Source organism: Micromonospora sp. CPCC 206061, from assembly GCF_036906915.1.
Lineage (GTDB): Bacteria > Actinomycetota > Actinomycetes > Mycobacteriales > Micromonosporaceae > Phytohabitans.
In genome coordinates this window covers 1-18,592 of the sequence record NZ_JBAKHX010000060.1, presented here as the reverse complement: position 1 = coordinate 18,592, position 18,592 = coordinate 1, and the positions used below count along the sequence as shown (strand labels likewise).

General features: G+C 69.6%; 13 protein-coding genes and 1 pseudogene. 5 read left to right on the top strand and 9 right to left on the bottom strand.

Features of this window, described 5'->3' with window-relative positions; all coding sequences use genetic code 11:
- Nucleotides 1-31: 31 nt before the first annotated feature.
- Complete coding sequence (cimA, locus tag V6V89_RS29780) at nt 32-1,639, bottom strand: citramalate synthase (RefSeq protein ID WP_334622805.1); 1,608 nt, start codon at nt 1,637-1,639, stop codon at nt 32-34.
- 210 nt (nt 1,640-1,849) lie between these two features.
- On the opposite strand from cimA, the gene V6V89_RS29775 reads away from it, so the two are divergent.
- Together V6V89_RS29775 and V6V89_RS29770 are read left to right on the top strand one after the other, a co-directional pair.
- Nucleotides 1,850-2,230, top strand: a complete 381-nt coding sequence (locus V6V89_RS29775) for a PRC-barrel domain containing protein (protein WP_334622843.1) — start codon at nt 1,850-1,852, stop codon at nt 2,228-2,230.
- 41 nt (nt 2,231-2,271) lie between these two features.
- Nucleotides 2,272-3,012 (top strand): annotated as a pseudogene (locus tag V6V89_RS29770) (tyrosine-protein phosphatase); the annotation flags it as partial.
- Between the two features lie 330 nt (nt 3,013-3,342).
- Here the strand turns inward: V6V89_RS29770 and V6V89_RS29765 are convergent.
- Together V6V89_RS29765 and V6V89_RS29760 are read right to left on the bottom strand one after the other, a co-directional pair.
- A complete protein-coding gene (locus tag V6V89_RS29765; RefSeq protein ID WP_334622804.1) occupies nt 3,343-4,440 on the bottom strand; it encodes a branched-chain amino acid aminotransferase in 1,098 nt (365 codons plus the stop codon).
- 61 nt (nt 4,441-4,501) lie between these two features.
- On the bottom strand, nt 4,502-5,533 hold the full coding sequence (locus tag V6V89_RS29760; protein ID WP_334622803.1) for a 3-isopropylmalate dehydrogenase: 1,032 nt from the start codon (nt 5,531-5,533) through the stop codon (nt 4,502-4,504).
- A gap of 165 nt (nt 5,534-5,698) precedes the next feature.
- Here V6V89_RS29760 and V6V89_RS29755 point away from each other — a divergent pair, with 165 nt between their 5' ends.
- Together V6V89_RS29755 and V6V89_RS29750 are read left to right on the top strand one after the other, a co-directional pair.
- Nucleotides 5,699-6,532, top strand: coding sequence for an FAD:protein FMN transferase (locus tag V6V89_RS29755; RefSeq protein WP_442935246.1), 834 nt, complete (start codon nt 5,699-5,701; stop codon nt 6,530-6,532).
- Nucleotides 6,533-6,975: 443 nt separating this feature from the next.
- Nucleotides 6,976-7,329: a hypothetical protein gene (locus V6V89_RS29750; protein WP_334622842.1), complete on the top strand. Its 354-nt coding sequence runs from the start codon at nt 6,976-6,978 to the stop codon at nt 7,327-7,329.
- 50 nt (nt 7,330-7,379) lie between these two features.
- Here the strand turns inward: V6V89_RS29750 and serA are convergent, their stop codons facing one another.
- The 6 genes from serA to V6V89_RS29720 all read right to left on the bottom strand — a co-directional run bounded on the left by serA (nt 7,380) and on the right by V6V89_RS29720 (nt 16,379).
- Complete coding sequence (gene serA, locus V6V89_RS29745; protein ID WP_334622801.1) at nt 7,380-8,978, bottom strand: phosphoglycerate dehydrogenase; 1,599 nt, start codon at nt 8,976-8,978, stop codon at nt 7,380-7,382.
- Nucleotides 8,979-9,162: 184 nt separating this feature from the next.
- Nucleotides 9,163-10,386, bottom strand: a complete 1,224-nt coding sequence (mpgS, locus tag V6V89_RS29740; protein WP_334622799.1) for a mannosyl-3-phosphoglycerate synthase — start codon at nt 10,384-10,386, stop codon at nt 9,163-9,165.
- A 145-nt stretch (nt 10,387-10,531) separates the two neighbouring features.
- Nucleotides 10,532-11,545 carry a ketol-acid reductoisomerase gene (gene ilvC, locus V6V89_RS29735; RefSeq protein ID WP_334622797.1) on the bottom strand — a complete coding sequence of 338 codons (1,014 nt, stop codon included), beginning with the start codon at nt 11,543-11,545 and terminating at the stop codon, nt 10,532-10,534.
- Between the two features lie 12 nt (nt 11,546-11,557).
- Complete coding sequence (gene ilvN, locus V6V89_RS29730) at nt 11,558-12,073, bottom strand: acetolactate synthase small subunit (RefSeq protein ID WP_334622796.1); 516 nt, start codon at nt 12,071-12,073, stop codon at nt 11,558-11,560.
- A complete protein-coding gene (locus tag V6V89_RS29725) occupies nt 12,074-13,909 on the bottom strand; it encodes an acetolactate synthase large subunit (RefSeq protein ID WP_334622795.1) in 1,836 nt (611 codons plus the stop codon). It abuts the gene before it with no gap.
- A gap of 163 nt (nt 13,910-14,072) precedes the next feature.
- The gene (locus V6V89_RS29720; RefSeq protein ID WP_334622794.1) at nt 14,073-16,379 is read right to left on the bottom strand and encodes a putative bifunctional diguanylate cyclase/phosphodiesterase; all 2,307 of its coding nucleotides are present in this window, start codon (nt 16,377-16,379) and stop codon (nt 14,073-14,075) included.
- 152 nt (nt 16,380-16,531) lie between these two features.
- On the opposite strand from V6V89_RS29720, the gene ilvD reads away from it, so the two are divergent.
- Nucleotides 16,532-18,376, top strand: a complete 1,845-nt coding sequence (gene ilvD / locus V6V89_RS29715) for a dihydroxy-acid dehydratase (RefSeq protein WP_334622793.1) — start codon at nt 16,532-16,534, stop codon at nt 18,374-18,376.
- Nucleotides 18,377-18,592 lie beyond the last annotated feature (216 nt).

Sequence of the window (18,592 nt, the reverse complement as noted above, 5' to 3'; positions counted from 1 at the left end):
TAGCTCGCCGCGCGGAGGAGATTGAGAGTGGTTAACGGGTCGTCACGGGTGAGCGGGACAGGCCGTAGGTCAGCGCGTCTACGAGGGCGTGCCAGCTGGCCTCGACCACGTTTTCGTGTACGCCCACCGTCGTCCAGTCTCGGCCGCTGCCATCGATGGTCTCCACCAGCACCCGCGTAACCGCGCCGGTGCCGTGGCTGCCTTCCAGGATGCGCACCTTGTAGTCGGCCAGCTCGAACGACGCCAGCTCCGGATAGTGCCTCGACAGCGCCACCCGCAGCGCCTCGTCGAGAGCGTTGACCGGTCCGTTCCCCTCAGCGGTGGCGATGACGCGCTCACCCCGTACCCGGACCTTCACGGTGGCCTCGGAGACGACCGCGCCGTCCTCGCGGTGCTCGACCTGGACCCGGTAGGACTCCAGCGTGAAGGGGCGTACCGGCCCCTCACCCGGCAGCTCACCGCGGACCAGCAGCTCGAAGGACGCGTCCGCCGCCTCGAACGACCAGCCGCCCGCCTCCAGTTCCTTGACCCGGTTGGTGACGCGGCCGAGGGCTTCGGGATGGCCGGCCAGGTCGATACCGAGCTCGCGGCTCTTGAGCTCGATGCTGGCCCGGCCGGCCATCTCCGTTACCAGGATGCGCATGTCGTTGCCGACGATGGTCGGGTCCACGTGGTTGTAGAGCACCGGGTCCACCTTGATCGCGCTCGCGTGCAGCCCCGCCTTGTGAGCGAACGCCGCGGCCCCGACATAGGCCTGGTGGGTGTCGGGGGCGATGTTGGCGATCTCCGCGATGGCGTGCGAGACGCGCACCATCTGTTCCAGGCAGCCGTCCGGTAGGACGGGCAGCCCGAGCTTGAGTTGCAGGTTGCCGACGACGGCGAAGAGGTCGGCGTTGCCGGGCCGCTCGCCGTACCCGTTGGCCGTGCACTGGAAGTGCTTCACGCCGGCCTCGACGGCGGCGACGGTGTTGGCGACCGCGCAGGAGGTGTCGTTCTGGCAGTGGATACCAAGACGATCGGGGACTGGGCCATCCACGATGTGTCCGAGGCGCTCTGTCAGCTCGGTGATCGCGGCGGTGATCCGCGACGGCAGCATGCCGCCGTTCGTGTCGCACATCACGACGACCTCCGCGCCGGCCTCCAGCGCCGTCGCGACGACAGAGGAGGTGTACGCCGGGTCGAAGCGGTACCCGTCGAAGAAGTGCTCGCAGTCGAGGAAGACCCGGCGGCCCTCGGCGACGAAGTGCGCGACGCTGTCACGCACCATCGCCAGGTTCTCGTCGCCGGTGGTGCGCAGCGCGCGCGTGACGTGGCGGATGTCGGACTTCGCTACCAGGCACACGGCAGGCGTCTCGGCGTCCAGCAGGGCACGTACCTGCGGGTCAGCGGCCACGGCGACGCCGGCCTTGCGGGTGGCGCCGAACGCGACCAGCACCGCGTGCTTCAGGTTCAGCTCGGTCCGGGCTCTGGAGAAGAACTCGGTGTCCTTCGGCATCGCTCCCGGCCACCCGCCCTCGATGAAACCGACGCCGAACTCGTCCAGCAGCCTGGCCACCGCGAGCTTGTCCACGACCGAGTAGCTGATCCCCTCACGCTGTGCCCCGTCGCGCAGCGTCGTGTCGTACACCTGGTAGGTCATCGTGCTTTCCTTTCACTACCAACAAAAAGACCCCCCGCGGTCGCGGGAGGTCTGCGCGCTCGGCGTGAGGGGTGCCGGCGCGCTAGGTGCCAATAATGAGGGCAAGACGTGTCACGCCGCGTATTCTGCCACTCGCGCCGCGTTCGCCGGAAGCTCGGTCCACATCGCGGGATATCAGGTGGGTTAGGTCACTGTCAATCCGGGGTATTCCTGAACCCGGAAGGAGTGATAGCCGTGGACACCCCATACCAGCCCTTCGACCCGTGGACCTATCGAGACGAGGCCGGCGTCAACGGCGCTGACCTGATTGGGTACAAGGTCGAGGCGACCGACGGCGGCATCGGCAAGGTCGACCGATGCAGCTACGAGGTCAACTCCAGCTACCTGGTCGTCGACACCGGGCCGTGGATCTTCGGTAAGAAGGTCATGCTGCCGGCGGGTCTGATCAACCACGTCGACCACGACGACCGCAAGGTGTACGCCGACCGGAGCAAGAGCGAGATCAAGTCGGCTCCGGAGTTCGACGAACAGACGTACGCCGAGCCCGTGTACCGGGACAAGCTCGGCTCGTACTACGGCGAGCCCCGGTAACCGAAGCCAACGGTCAAGGCGCCCCCTGGGGCGCCTTGATCATGCGCGGTACCGTGACAGGCGTGGACCGGGCGCTGTCGTTCTCCGAAATCTTCAACTTTCGCGACGTCGGCGGGTACGCCGGACACGACGGGCGGACAGTGCGCTGGCGCCGGCTCTTCCGGTCCGACTCGCTCAGCCGCCTGAACGGGGCGGACCAGGCGGCGTTCGAGGCGCTCGGCGTGCGCACCGTGATCGACCTGCGCCGTCCGCACGAGGTGCGGCGAGACGGGCGGGTGCCGGCGTACGACGGGCTCGGCTACCACCACATCCACCCCGAGCACCAGGACTGGGACGAGATCCCGTACGAGGAGCGCATCGGGGTGGCCCGCTACCTGGCCAACCGGTACAACGACCTGGTCGAGCAGGGCGCGGCGGGGATCGCGACAGCCGTTGGTGTGATCGCCGATGCGGAGGCGGCACCGGTCGTGGTGCACTGCGTGGCCGGCAAGGACCGCACGGGTGTGGTGTGCGCGCTGACCCTGTCGGTGCTGGGCGTGAGCGACGAGGACATCGCGACCGACTACGCGCTGACGACGGCGGCGTCCGAGCGGTTCACGGCATGGTTGCGGGCGAAGGGTGCGTTGCGGCGGGAATTCCCCAAGCCGTACTACTCCTCGCCCGCCGAGGCGATGCTCCTGTTCCTCACGGACCTGCGCGACCGTCACGGCTCGGCAGAGGGCTACCTGCTGGCCGCCGGCCTGAAGCCCGACCACCTCGACGCCCTCCGCACCCATCTCCTAACCCCAACCGACACGCCCACACCGCCGCTCTCCCCGCTCTCCCCGCTCTCCCCGCCGGCCCCGCCGGCCCCGCCGGCCCCGCTCTCCCCGCCGGCCCCGCCGGCCCCGCTCTCCCCGCCGGCCCCGCTCTCCCCGCCGGCCCCGCCGGCCGCGGCCGGCGCGCCCGCGCCGCCCCTTTCCGTCGATCAAGGGCAAACGCACGTGGTTTGATCTCTTTTCCGCGTGCGTTTGCCCTTGATCGACGGAAGACGCCGGGAAAGGCCGGGACGCCGGGAAAGGCCGGGACGCCGGGAAAGGCCGGGACGCCGGGAAAGGCGAGGAACGGGCGCGCTAGAGGACGCGGTGGACCCAGCCGTACGGGTCGTCAGCGCGGCCACGCTGGATGTCGACCAGCTGCTGGCGCAGCCCCATCGTCACCTCGCCGCCACCACCGTCACCCGCGACGATCTCCCCATCAGGCGTGCGCACCACACCGATCGGTGTAATCACGGCCGCCGTCCCGCACGCGAACACCTCGCGCAGCTTTCCGCTAGCCGCGTCCGCTCGCCAGTCGTCGATGCTGACCGGCCGCTCGTGGACGGTGTGCCCCGCTGCCCGCGCCAGCGTGATCACCGATTCGCGCGTGATGCCGGGCAGGATCGAGCCGGTCAGCGGCGGCGTCACTAGCGTGCCGTCGTCGTACACGAAGAAGACGTTCATGCCGCCGAGCTCGTCGACGTACTTGCGGTGCACCGCGTCGAGGAACACCACCTGGTCGCAGCCGTGCTCGATCGCCTCGGCCTGGGCGGCGAGAGACGCCGCGTAGTTGCCGCCGCATTTGGCCGCGCCGGTGCCACCGGGCGCCGCCCGCGTGTACTCCTGCGACACCCACAGTGTCACCGGCTGCACGCCGCCGGAGAAGTACGAGCCCACCGGCGAGGCGATCAGCACGTACAGGTACTCCTGCGCCGGCCGCACGCCGAGGAACACCTCGGTGGCGAACATGAACGGCCGCAGGTACAGGCTGCCCTCGGCGGCGGTGGGGATCCACTCCCGGTCGACGTCGATGATCCGGTGCAACGAGTCGAGGAAGACCTGCTCGGGCAGCTGCGCCATCGACATGCGCTCGGCGGAGGCGTTGAACCGGCGGGCGTTGGCGTCCGGCCGGAACATGGTCACGCCACCGTCAGCGGCGTGGTAGGCCTTGAGCCCTTCGAAGATCTCCTGGGCGTAGTGCAGGACGGCCGTCGCCGGGTCCATCGGGATCGGCGCGCGGGCCTCGACGCGAGCGTCGTACCACCCTTTGCCGTCCGCGTACCGGATCGTGACCATGTGGTCGGTGAAGATGCGCCCGAACCCGGGATTGGCCAGCAACGCGGCGCGCTCAGCGGCGGATACCGGCTGCGGATTCGGATGAATCTCGAAGTCGAGCTTGTCACCACCGCTCATTGCACTGCCCTCCAAAAGGCTACGGGCTTGCAGGATACCCCGAACGGTCGTTAACCGACGGTCAGGCCGACGCGTGCGTGGCCAGCCGGTCGCCGACCTCTTCGGTTCGTACAGGAGCACCCGGCGCGCGCGACGCGAGCTCGACCGCGACGGCCTCGACCACGCGGCGGGACTCCTCCGCGTGGCCCAGGTGGTCGAGCAGAAGCGACGCGGACAGCACCGCCGCGACCGGGTCGGCGATGCCTTTGCCGGCGATGTCCGGCGCGGAGCCGTGCACCGGCTCGAACGTCGATGGGAACCGCCGCTCGGGGTTGATCGAGCCGGTCGCCGCGAGGCCGATGCCCCCGGTGACGGCGGCCGCGATGTCGGTGAGGATGTCGCCGAAAAGGTTGTCGGTCACCACGACGTCGTACCGCTGCGGCTGGGTCACGAGGAACATCGCCATCGCGTCGACGTGCTGGTACTCCGTCTCCACGTCGGGGAACTCGGCTCGCACCGCCTCGAACGTGCGCGACCACAGCGAGCCCGCGTGCGCGAGCACGTTGGTCTTGTGCACGAGCGTGACCTTGCGCCGCTCTCGGCGCTGCGCCCGCGCGAACGCGTCGCGGATGACCCGCTCGACGCCGTGCCGCGTGTTGAGGCTCTCCTCGGTGGCGATCTCGGCGGGGGTGTCGCGGTGCAGCGTGCCGCCGGCGCCCGCGTACAGGCCCTCGGTGCCCTCGCGGACGACCACGAAGTCGATCTCGCCGGCCTTGACCTGCGCGAGCGGGCTCGACGTGCCCGGCCACAGCCGCGCGGGCCGCAGGTTGACGTACTGGTCGAACACGAACCGCAGCTTCAGCAGCAGCCCGCGCTCCAGCACGCCCGGCGGCACCGACGGGTCGCCGATCGCACCGAGCAGGATCGCGTCGTGCACGGCGAGCTCGCTGAGCACCGAATCGGGCAGCACCTCGCCGGTCCGGTTGTAGAGGCTCGCCCCGAGGTCGTACTCGGTCGCGTTCACTCCCGGCAACACCGCGTCGATCACCTTGCGGGCCTGAGCGACCACCTCGGTGCCGATCCCGTCACCGGCCACGACCGCGATGCGTGTCACCGTAAACTCCTCTTGTCCGCCGATTGTGCTGAGCGAACGTTAATCGCCCGTCCCGATTTTCGGTACGCGAGTCTCAAGGCTCGGGACACAGCAAGTTCACAGGTGGCGGTCATAGCGCCCCCAATATCTTCACCTACGGTGAAGATCATGGCGATCCAGCAGATCATGCCGCGCTCGCGCACCACGCGAACTTTCACCACGAATGACCGGCGCACTCGAGCCGACCTCCGGCTCGGCTTCCCGGGCACCGGCAACCGGCCGTTCGGCACCGCGGCCGCCGCCGCGGCCGGCCGCATCGTGGTCCGGCATGCCGTGCAGACCTCCGCGGCTGACTTCTCCCTCATGCTGGTGGCGTCCGAGGCGATGAGCCGCCGGGCCGTCAGCGAGGCGCTCGCCGACGCGGTCGCCGAGCTTCGCGCCATCGATGCCACATACAGCCCGCTGCGCCGCACCAGCCTGGTCGCGCGGCTGCGCCGCGGCGAGGTATCCCCGGACGTGTACGCGCCGCTCGCCGACATCGTCGCGCGCTGCGACGCGATGCGCGCGGCAACCGACGGCTGGTTCGACGCCTGGGCGGTGCCCGGCGGCTTCGACCCCAGCGGCCTGCTGAAGGGATGGGCGGTGGAACGCGCGGGCGCCAGGTTGCGCGCCGCCGGGATCTCCGACTACGCGGTGGTCAGTGAGGCGGATCTAGCTGTACGCGGACACGCGCCCCACGGCGGCCCATGGCGCATCGCCGTCCACCGCCCGTTGGAGCACAGCCGTTCTCCGATGATCCTGGAGATGACCGAGGGCTCGGTCGGCACATCGGGACTGACGGGCCAGCAGGGCCACGTAGTCGACCCGCACACCCGCGAGCCGGTGCGGCAGGGCGTCGCGGCGGTCCTGGGCCCGGACCTCTCGGTGGCCGACGCCTACGCCACCGCCCTGGTAGCCGCCGGCCCAGCAGGCCTGTCCTGGTTCCCGACACCAGACGGCTACCGCCTCCTCCTCCCCTGACGCGCTTCACCGGCGAGCGGCGCCAGACCGCGATCAAGGAGATGTGCATCGATCAAGGGCATATGCACGTGGATCGGAGATCAAAGCACGTGCGTTTGCCCTTGATCGGCGGCGAGAGGCCAGAAAGGCCGCGACCGGCGGCGAGAGGCCGGGCCGGGCGGAAGGCCGGGACCGGCGGCGGAAGGCCGGGACCGGCAGGGGCGTAGATCGGCCCCCGCGATCTCGGCAAGTGATCGCGGGGGCCGACAACGACGTACGCGTGGCTCGCGCACACGGAACCGGCCACGACCTGCGAGGAACACGTCACCCGAAGACACGTCCGCGCGGTGCGTAACCGGATGAACACGCTATCGATTTGGCCCGACTCCGCGCAAGGCATCGCCCGTACGCGTGTCGGCGGGGCGCGTCCCCACCGGAAGTTCACCGGGTGGCAATATCTGCGCGTGAGTTTTGACCTCGTCGTGTGGGCCCTGGACAACAACGCCACACCAGCCGACGTACGGGCGGCGCATGAGCTCTGCCGCGAAGGTGAGCACGCCGAAGGCGAAGTCGACCGTCGGATCGGCGCCTTCTACGTCGAACTGACGGCCCAGTACCCCGACAGCGTGTCCTTGTCGGACAGTCCCTGGGCGGACGCACCGCTGCACAAGGCGACCGACCACGTCACGATGTGCCTCACCCCTTCGTGCGCTGACGAGGTGCTCGAAGCCATCGAGCGCCTGGCCGCGCACCACAACCTGATGCTGCTGGACCTGCAGGACGGCTCGGTCTATCCGCCGCCCACTCCCGTGAAGTAGAACAAGGCGCCCGTCGCACCGACGGACGCCTTGATCACAGTGGAGGGTGGTTACTCGTCGCGCAGATCGGCAGCGCTCGCCGCGACGGCGCCGATGGCGTCGGCGGCCTCGGTGAGCAGCTCGGCGTCGACCGCACCGTCGACGGTGAGCGCCATCAGCGCCTCGCCGCCGGCCTCGCGCCGGGCCACCTGCATCGCGGCGATGTTGACGCCGGACTCGCCGAGGATCGAACCGATCGCACCGACGACACCCGGACGGTCGACGTACCGGAAGAACAGCAGCACGCCGTCGGCGCCCAGCTCCAGGTCGAAGCCGTCGACCTCGGTGAGCTTGATGGTCTCGCGGCTGCCGCTCACCACGACGGTGCCGGACACCGTCACGGTGCGGCCGTCGGGCAGCGCGCCACGCACCGTCACCAGGGTCGGGGTGTCGACCGAGTCGGCGTGCGTGACCAGCTCGACCTCGACGCCCCGGTCCGCGGCGAACAGCGGCGCGTTGACGTACGTGACCTGCTCCTCGACCACCGAGGTGAACAGACCCTTGGTGGTGGCGAGCTTGAGCACCGAAACGTCGTTGCCGGCGGCCTCGCCGCGCACCTCGACGGTCACGTTGGCGGCCACACCGCCGGCGACCGCGGTGAACGCCTTGCCCAGCTTCTCCGCGAGCGGCAGCAGCGGACGGACGTCTTCGGCGACCACGCCACCGGCCTGCACGTTGACGGCGTCCGGCACGAACTCGCCCTGCAACGCCAGCTTGACGCTCTTGGCGACCGAGAGACCGGCCTTGTCCTGCGCCTCAGCGGTCGACGCACCCAGGTGCGGGGTGGCCACCACGTTGTCGAACGCGAACAGAGGCGACGCGGTGCAGGGCTCCTTCGAGTACACGTCGATGCCGGCGCCGGCGACGCGGCCCTCGGCGATCGCGTCGGCCAGTGCCTGCTCGTCGATCAGCCCGCCACGCGCGGCGTTGACGATCCGCACGCCCGGCTTGACGAGCGTCAGCTCCTTTTCGCCGATGAGGCCGACGGTCTCGGGCGTCTTGGGCAGGTGGATCGAGATGAAGTCGCTCTCCCGCAGCAGCTCCTCCAGGCCGACGAGGCGAACGCCCAGCTGAGCGGCGCGTGCCGGCTGCACGTAGGGGTCGTACGCGATCAGGCGGGTGCCGAACGCGGCCATCCGCTGGGCGAAGAGCACGCCGATGCGGCCGAGGCCGACCACGCCGACGGTCTTGCCCTGCACCTCGACGCCGCTGTACTTGGACCGCTTCCACTCGCCGGCCTTGAGCGCGGAGCTGGCGCTGGCCGTGTTGCGAGCGACGGCGAGCAGCAGGGCGACGGCCTGCTCGGCGGCGGAGACGATGTTGGAGGTGGGCGCGTTGACCACCATGACGCCACGCGCGGTGGCGGCGGGCACCTCGACGTTGTCGAGGCCCACGCCCGCGCGGGCGACGACCTTCAGACGCGGGGCGGCGGCGATGGCCTCGGCGTCGATCTGGGTCGCGCTGCGCACGAGCACGGCGTCGGCTTCGGCAAGCGCCGCGAGCAGGGCCGGGCGGTCGGTTCCGTCAACATGGCGTACATCGAAGTCGTGCGCGAGCACGTCAATGGCGGCTGGAGCGAGTTCTTCGGCGATGAGTACGACGGGAGTCATCTGTCCTCGTAGGGTTGTCGGCTACGGCGGCGCGCGCAACAGCGCGCCGCTCTGCGCCCTGCGCCTCCCCAGCGAGCGGACGGCTCTCGCACGGTGCGCCCTCACCGCGAGGATAGGCGTACGCCGACCCCGCGTCGCTCCCGACGCGGCGTGAGTGCCCTCACAGAGTCGGACTTAAGCTCCCTTAAGTGACGGACGACACGTCCAACGAGCACTCGATCTGGTGGAACGCAGTGGATTCGGCTTTGAGAGTGTCGAGGAACGTGTCGAACGACATCGACCCCACCGGCGGGTAGATCCGCTCGCGCGGCGGCTCCTGCCCAGGCGCCAGCGCGCCCTCCGCGACCATGAACTCCAGGATCGCCTCACGCACCGCGGGCAGCGACACCGGCGAGTGGTACACCACGTTGAGGGCCTGCATCCGCATGCCCTTGACGTGGTCCTCGCCCTTGTTGTCGTGGAAGTGCGGGTTGCGGGTCTCGATCTGGAGCACCGGCACCGCCTTGACGTCTTCCGGCAGCGCCGCCGCCTCCGGCAGCAGGCCGCCGAACTGCTCGAACAGTTCCACGTACTCGAACGGCTCGACCGCGAACCCGCCGGCCAGCCGCATCCGCAGGCCGAGGTCGAGGCTGAACGCGTGCTCGCCGGCGTTGCCGGTGGCGATCACCTCGGTGCCGAAGCCGCTGTGCTCGGCCACCAGCCGGTTGAGGAACATGTTGGTGATCTCGGAGCTGCGACCTCGCCGGCTGAAGAACAGCCGGCCGTCGCGCAGCTTCGGCTTGGAGTGCCAGGAGATCCGCACCATCGAGTACGGGCTTTCGGCGAGGTGCAGCCCGGCGGCGTACGCCTTGCAGTACTCGTTGACGGCGCCCGGCACGTAGTTGTCGGCGTCGACGTAGCCCACGTACTTGCGGCCGGTGAGGGCGGCCATCGCCATGCCGATCAGCATGGCCTCGCCCTTGCCGGTGCGCACCAGGCCCTCGTCGTCGATCAGCTCGGGCAGGCCGGCCGCCTTGATGGCCGATGCGAGGCCAGGATCCCGTTGGTGCACCGCCACCGCCGGCCGGTCCGCGAGGCGGCAGAACTGCTCCAGGCTCTGCACCTCAATCTCGTACCGGTCGACCGGCTGCCGTGCGCTGTTACTGACCAGAATGATGAGGCAGTCGTGCGGAATTCCGGAGAGCACGCCCTCAATTACTCTGCGTGTCTCATTCATGCATGGAATGACGACGACCAATTCCTCTTCGATGGCGCGGATCGCTCCGGGTGCGACGAGCTGGCTATTGCCGACACGTCCTCCCAGGTCAACACCCCGTTGCGCGCCCGAGTCAAGCTCGATGACGCGCTGAAGCTCATGAATCCGGACGGCGCCGAAGCGTTCGGTCCGGTGTGATTGCTCCAGCCGCATAGAGCGACGGTACCTGAGGGTCCGATCAGTTGCCTGTAGCCGTTTGTGAATTAGCGAGCATTGACCCCTGCTCGAAATCTGCCGGTAACGAAGCGGCCAGGAATCGGGGGCGCCCGCAGCACGCGGACGCCCCGGATGACGTGCGTCAGGCGGTCTCGGTGATGGGCCGGTCGACCCAGCTCATCATCCCGCGCAGCTTCTTGCCGGTCTCCTCGATCGGGTGCGCGGCACCCTGCTCGCGGTACTTGGTGAAGTTCGGCCGTCCGGCGTCGTCCTCGGCGATCAGCTCGCGGGCGAACTCGCCCGACTGGATCTCACCGAGGATCTTGCGCATCTCATCCTTGACCCGGGAGTCGATGACGCGCGGGCCCCGGGTGTAGTCGCCGTACTCGGCCGTGTCCGAAACGCTGTACCGCATCCGCGCGATCCCGCCCTCGTACATGAGGTCGACGATCAGCTTCAGCTCGTGCAGGCACTCGAAGTAGGCGACCTCGGGCGCGTACCCGGCCTCGGTGAGCACCTCGAAACCGGTCTGCACCAGCGCGGAGGCGCCGCCGCAGAGCACCGCCTGCTCGCCGAACAGGTCGGTCTCGGTCTCTTCCTTGAACGTGGTCTCGATGACGCCCGCCCGGCTGCCGCCGATGCCCTTGGCGTACGACAGGGCCAGTGCCAGCGCGCTGCCGCTCGCGTCCTGCTCGACGGCTACCAGGCACGGCACGCCCTTGCCGTCCACGTACTGCCGGCGCACCAGGTGCCCCGGGCCCTTCGGCGCGACCATGGCCACGTCGACGTTCGCGGGCGGCTCGATCAGGCCGTACCGGATGTTGAGCCCGTGCCCGAAGAAGAGCGCCTTGCCGGCGGTCAGGTTGGGCTCGATCTCGTCGGCGTAGATCTTCCGCTGTGCGGTGTCTGGCGCCAGCACCATGATGACGTCGGCCCACTCGCTGACCTCGGCCGGCGTGCCGACGGCCAGACCCTGCTCCTGCGCCTTGGGCCGGCTCTTCGAGCCCTCCTGCAGGCCGATCCGCACCTCGACACCCGAGTCGCGCAGGGACAGCGCGTGGGCGTGGCCCTGGCTGCCGTACCCGATGATCGCGACCTTCTTGCCTTGGATGATGCCGAGGTCGGCGTCGTCGTCGTAATAGACCGTGACGGCCATTTCTTCCCTTTCTCAGGCGGCGCGCAGCGCCGGTCCGGTGGTGATCGACCGTGAGCCGCGGCCGATGGCCACGAGGCCGGACTGCACCATTTCCTTGATTCCGTATGGTTCGAGGTCGCGAAGCAGCGCGTCGAGCTTGTCGGCGGTGCCGGTCGCCTCGATGGTGAGCGTGTCCGAGGCGACGTCGACGACGCGCGCCCGGAAAAGGTTCACCGTCTCCAGCACCTGTGACCGTACCGGGCGGTCGGCCCGGACCTTGACCAGGAGCAGCTCGCGCTGGACCGAGACGTTTGAGTCCAGCTCGACGATCTTGAGCACGTGCACCAGCTTATTGAGCTGCTTGGTCACCTGCTCCAGCGGCGACTCCTCCGCGTTGACCACGATCGTCATCCGGGAGACCTCTGGGTGCTCGGTCTCCCCGACGGCCAACGAGTCGATGTTGAACCCGCGACGGGCGAACAGGCCCGCGACCCGGGCCAGTATGCCCGGCTTGTTCTCCACCAGAACGGAGAGCGTGTGCTTAGTCATCTAAAGATCGTCCTCGTCGAAGCTCGGGCGCATGTCGCGGGCGAACATGATTTCGTCGTTGCTGGTGCCGGCGGCCACCATCGGCCACACCATCGCATCCTTGCCGACCACGAAGTCGACCACGACGGGGGCGTCGTTGATCGACATCGCCGCCTCGATCGTCTTGTCGACGTCATCCGCGCTCTCGCAGCGCAGCCCGATGCAGCCGAGCGCCTCGGCCAGCTTGACGAAGTCGGGGATGCGGTGCTTGTGGGTGCCCAGATCGGTGTTGGAGTACCGCTGGTTGTAGAAGAGCGTCTGCCACTGCCGGACCATGCCGAGGTTGCCGTTGTTGATGATGGCGACCTTGATCGGGATGCCCTCCAGGGCGCAGGTGGCCAGCTCCTGATTGGTCATCTGGAAGCAGCCGTCGCCGTCGATCGCCCAGACGGTGGCCTCGGGCTTGCCAACCTTGGCGCCCATCGCAGCGGGCACGGCGTAGCCCATGGTGCCGGCGCCGCCGGAGTTCAGCCACGTGTGCGGCTTCTCGTACGAGATGAACTGCGACGCCCACATCTGGTGCTGGCCAACGCCGGCCACGTACAGGGCGTCCGGCCCGGCGATCTCGCCCAGCCGCTTGATCACGTACTGCGGCGAGAGCGTGCCGTCGGTCGGTTCGTCCCAGCCCAGCGGGTATCGCTCGCGCAGGTCGTTGAGCGTCGCCCACCACTCGGTGCGGTCGCCGGTGCGGCCGCCGGACTGCTCCGTGGTCACCGCGACGATCAGCTCGTCGATGACGTGCTTGGCGTCGCCCACGATCGGCACGTCGGCGGCCCGGTTCTTGCCGATCTCGGCCGGGTCGATGTCGGCGTGCACGATCGCCGCGTCCGGCGCGAACGAGTCGAGCTTGCCGGTCACCCGGTCGTCGAACCTGGCACCCAGCGCCACGAGCAGATCGGCCTTCTGCAGGCCGTACACCGCCGTCACGCTGCCGTGCATGCCCGGCATGCCGAGGTGCTGCGGGTGCGAATCCGGGAACGCGCCGCGCGCCATCAGCGTGGTGACCACCGGGATGCCGGTCAGCTCGGCCAGCTTGCGCAGGCTGTCGGTGGCGCCGGCCTTGAGCACACCGCCGCCGACGTACAGGACAGGCCGGCGTGCCGAGGTCATCAGCCGGGCAGCCTCGCGGATCTGCTTGCCGTGCGGGTGCAGCGTCGGCCGATACCCGGGCAGCTCCATCGTCGGCGGCCAGGTGAATGTGGTCATCGCCTGGAGCACGTCTTTGGGGATGTCGACCAGCACCGGGCCGGGCCGGCCGGTCGAAGCCAGGTGGAACGCCTCCGCGAGGATCCGCGGGATCTCCTCGGGCGTCGTCACGAGGTAGTTGTGCTTGGTGATCGGAAGGGTGATGCCCTGGATGTCCGCCTCCTGGAAGGCGTCCGTGCCGATCGCCGGCCGCGGCACCTGGCCGGTGATCGCCACGATCGGCACCGAGTCCATGTACGCGTCGGCGATCGGGGTCACCAGGTTGGTCGCGCCGGGCCCGGACGTGGCGACGCAGACGCCGACCTTCCCGGTCGCCTGGGCGTATCCGGTGGCGGCGTGGCCAGCGCCCTGCTCGTGGCGCACCAGGATGTGCCGGACCGTCGAGTCGTAGATAGGGTCGTACGCCGGCAGGATCGCGCCGCCCGGAATGCCGAACATGACCTCGACGTCGAGGGCCTCGAGCGACTTGACGAGCGCGACGGCTCCGGAGACCTTGGCCGGAGCTACCGGCGCGGCCGGCGCGACCGCAGCCGCGAGGGTGGCCGGTGATGGGGCACGGTGGGCGAGGGTCTCAGGTGTGGGTCTCGTCATGGCGGTTCAGCCTTCGTCTTAAGGGTTCGCGGTCGTCTGTGGGTCTGAGGAACGTCCGGACATGAAAAAGGCCCTCGTGCGGAACGCACGGGGCCAGCGCACTCTCGGGCTGCGAGAGTGCGCTCAGATAAGTACTCGAGACGACAGAGTCGGCGACATGTGGCTAACTCTGACGGATCTCAGCCGATGAGTCAACTGATCTCACATGTTGAGCAGGGAGTGTCGCGGGACCGCCATTGATCTGCATTTCCGGCTGGCGACTGTTGGGAATCACCGGCGCCAGCGACTGCATTCGCGCCTCGAAGTGCTCGGCGAGCACCGGCCGCCCAGCCAGGTATCCCTGGCCGAGCCGGCAGCCCGTCTTGACCACCATCGCCATCTGGTGCTGCTCCTCGATGCCCTCGGCGATCACCTCCAACCCGAACTGGTGCCCCAGCTCGACGACCACACGCATCATCGGCTCGACCACCAGCGAGTGGTCGATCTTCAGGATGTCGATGGGCAGGTTGCGGAGCTGACCGAGCGACGAGTAACCCGCGCCGAAGTCGTCGAGCGCGATCCGAACGCCGGTCTCGCGCACCCCACGCAGCTGGCGGATCATCTCGTCGAGGTCGGTGGCGACGGCGTGCTCGGTGACCTCGAGGACCAGCCGCTGCGGCGGCACCCGGTGCGCGCGCAGAGCCTCCTTGACCTGCTCGACGTAGCACGCGCGGTGCAGCTCGCGAGGCGAGACGTTGACGGATACCCAGACGTCGTGGCCCTCACCGAGCCACCGGGAGAGCTGGTGGCAGGCCTGGTGCAGCACCCACCTATCGAGCTTTTCGATCATGCCGCACTCTTCGGCCACGGGGATGAATTCGTCGGGGCCGACGGTGCCCAGCTCGGGGTGGCGCCAGCGCAGTAGGGCCTCGGCGCCCACCGGCCGCACCTCCGGCAGCATGACGACCGGCTGGAACTGGAGGTACAACTCGTCGCGGTCGATCGCGCCGCGCAGCTCGTGCTCGAGCGTCGTGCGCCGGCGCAGCTCCCGGTCGTACCCGATGTCGTAAAGCTCGACCCGGTTTTTCCCGTGCTGCTTCGCGGACCGCAAGGCGAGGTCTGCGTTGCGCATCAGGGTCGCGACGTCGGACGCGGACATGCAGCTCGCGAGGCCGATGCTCACCGAGAGGAAGACCGTGCCGGACGGCTGCTCGTACGGCCGGCCGAGCACCTTCAGCAGCCGCGCGGCGGCGCCCTTGGCCTCGTTGGGCCGGGCCCACATCAGCACGGCGAACTCGTCGCCGCCCAGCCGGGCCGCCACGTCGCCGGGGCGCAGGTTCATCCGGAGCCGCTGCCCGACTTCGACCAGCACCGCGTCGCCCACATCGTGGCCGCGCATGTCGTTGACGTTTTTGAAACCATCCAGGTCGAGGGCGAGTAGGACGCCCGTCGAGCCGGCGGCGTCTTCGTCGTGCAGGGCGGTGAGCAGGCCACGCCTGTTGGCGAGCCCGGTCAGCGGGTCGGTATGCGCCAGCTCACGGAAGTGCGCCTCCCGGTCGCGCAGCCGCTCGGCGTATCCCTGCACGTCGCGCAGCGCGAAGTACTGCCGGCCGACCAGGGTGAAGCCCTCCAGGCTGCCGGCGACGATGAGCATCATGCCGAAGTCGCCGCCGCGCAGCAGGTGGTACAGGGCGGAGGCGGCCATCGCGGCCATCGGGATGAACGCGTAGCCGGCGCCCCGGCGGGTCATGTCGGCGTCGCGGTCGTCGGCGTCGGCGACGCCGGCCCACGACCGGACCGGGCGGTCGGCGCGCCGCGCGGCGTAGACGATCATGCCGAGGCCAGCGGGCATCGCGATCAGCGCGACCCAGCCGGCCTCCGTCCAGCCCTGGCACACGCCGCCGGCCAGGGCCGAGCCGGCGATCGTCACGGCGGTGATCCCGACGCCGACGCCCACCAGCGGGCCGCGCGGACGGCGGGCGCGCATCGCGGCCATGACGCTGAGCCCGAGCGCCAGCGCCGCGACGGCGGCAGGCAGGAGCAGCGGCCGGCACCAGTACGGAGTGCGGTCGCCCAGCAGCAGGGTCGGCGTGGACAGCAGGACGCAGCCGACGAACCACAGCGCGGCCGCGATCACCAGGGCGTCAAGCAGGTATCGAAGGGCGCGGGATCGATCCGGGGCGCCACCCGGCAGGCTCAGCAGCCCCAACAGCAGCAGCGCGCTGCCCAGGGCGACTCCGACAGCAAGCAGGTTGCCGAGCGACGTGCGGCTCGACTGGGTGTGCACCAGGTGCTCCTCCACCGCGCGGCTGGAGGCAATGCCGCCCGCGACGGTCAGCAGCGTGACGCCGGCGCCCGCAGCGAGAAAGCGGTGACCGCGCCGCGCCGGACCCGCGTGCCGGAGTGCCGAAAAGAGCAGCAAACCGGTGCAGAGTACGCCGAACAGGGCGCCCGTTATCGCGGCAAATTGGAACACCGTAGGGAGGTGCACGCATCAATGCTGCCGGATGTCAAGCGGGCCGTGGGGGACGGGGTGTGCGACGCGCCCCGGATTGGCACTAACCGCCTAATCGGGCCGTCCCGCTTGGTGGACCCGGTGGACGCCTCTTCGGCGGATGGCGCTGGCGGTGACACACTGTTTACATGCCTGAACTGCGGTCGAAGACTTCCACGCACGGCCGGACCATGGCGGGCGCCCGCGCACTCTGGCGTGCCACCGGCATGACCGACGACGACTTCGGCAAGCCGATCGTCGCCATCGCCAACAGCTTCACCCAGTTCGTACCCGGGCATGTGCACCTCAAAGACCTCGGCGGGCTGGTCGCCGATTCGATAAAGGCGGCCGGCGGCGTGGGCCGCGAGTTCAACACGATCGCGGTCGACGACGGCATCGCGATGGGCCACGGCGGCATGCTGTACTCGCTGCCCAGCCGCGAGCTGATCGCCGACGCGGTCGAATACATGGTCAACGCCCACTGCGCCGACGCGCTCGTCTGCATCTCGAACTGCGACAAGATCACGCCGGGCATGCTGATCGCCGCGCTTCGCCTCAACATCCCCACGGTCTTCGTCTCCGGCGGCCCGATGGAGGCCGGCAAGACGGTGGCCATCGAAGGCATCGTCCACGAAAAGATCGACCTGATCGACGCCATGATCGCCTCGTCCAACGACGCGGTCACCGACGAGCAGCTCGGCGACATCGAGCGGTCCGCATGCCCCACCTGCGGCTCCTGCTCCGGCATGTTCACCGCCAACTCGATGAACTGCCTCACCGAGGCCATCGGGCTGGCGCTGCCGGGCAACGGCTCCACGCTCGCCACCCACGCCGCCCGCAAGGCGCTCTTCGAGCGGGCCGGCGAGCTGATCGTCGACATCGCCAAGCAGTGGTACGAAAACGACGACGCCTCCGTGCTGCCGCGCTCGATCGCGTCCCGGTCGGCGTTCGAGAACGCCGTCGCGCTCGACGTGGCGATGGGCGGCTCCACCAACACCGTGCTCCACCTGCTGGCCGCCGCCCGCGAGGCCGAGCTCGACTTCGGTGTCGCCGACATCGATGCGATCTCCCGGCAGGTGCCGTGCCTGTCCAAGGTCGCGCCGAACTCGCCCAAGTACCACATGGAGGACGTGCACCGGGCCGGCGGCATCCCCGCGATCCTCGGCGAGCTCGACCGGGCCGGGTTGCTGCGGCGCGAGGTCCGGTCGGTGCACTCACCGTCGCTCGACGAATGGCTGGCCGACTGGGACATCCGCGGCGGGTCGGCGAAGCCGGAGGCCGTCGAGCTCTTCCACGCCGCCCCCGGCGGGGTGCGCACCACCGAGCCGTTCTCCACCGAAAACCGGTGGGCCACGCTCGACGTCGACGCGGCCAACGGGTGCATCCGCGACCGGGAACACGCCTACACCGCCGACGGCGGCCTCGCCATCCTGCACGGCAACCTCGCGCCGGAAGGCTGCGTCGTCAAGACCGCCGGGGTGCCCGAGGAGGTCTGGCGGTTCGCGGGGCCCGCGCGCGTCTTCGAGTCGCAGGACGACGCGGTCACCGGCATCCTCGCCGGCAAAATCAACGCGGGCGACGTCGTCGTGATCCGGTACGAGGGCCCGAAGGGCGGGCCGGGAATGCAGGAGATGCTGTACCCGACGTCGTTCCTCAAGGGACGCGGCCTCGGCCGGGCGTGCGCGCTGATCACCGACGGCCGCTTCTCCGGCGGCACCTCGGGCCTGTCGATCGGGCACATCTCGCCCGAGGCGGCGGGCGGCGGGCTGATCGCCCTGGTCGAAGAGGGCGACGAGATCGTCATCGACATCCCGGCCCGGACGATCACGCTGAACGTGCCCGAAGACGTGCTCGACGCGCGCCGGGTGGCACAGGAAAAGCGCGAGCGCCCGTACACGCCGGCCGACCGCCACCGCCCGGTGTCCGCGGCCCTGCGCGCGTACGCCTCGATGGCCACCTCAGCCAGCGACGGCGCCTACCGCCGCGTCCCCTAGCCACCGGCAACGCCCCGCGGCTTCGGCCGCGGCGGCGCCCGCCCCCACTCCCGTCGATCAAGGGCGAACGCACGTGGTTCGATCTCCGATCCGCGTGCGTTTGCCCTTGATCCCTGCGCTTTTCCTTGATCGGCGCCGCTTCGGCGCCGCCTGAGCGCCCGCCGCACCGCGCCCGCCGCACCGCGCCCGCCGCACCGCGCCCGCCGCACCGCGCCC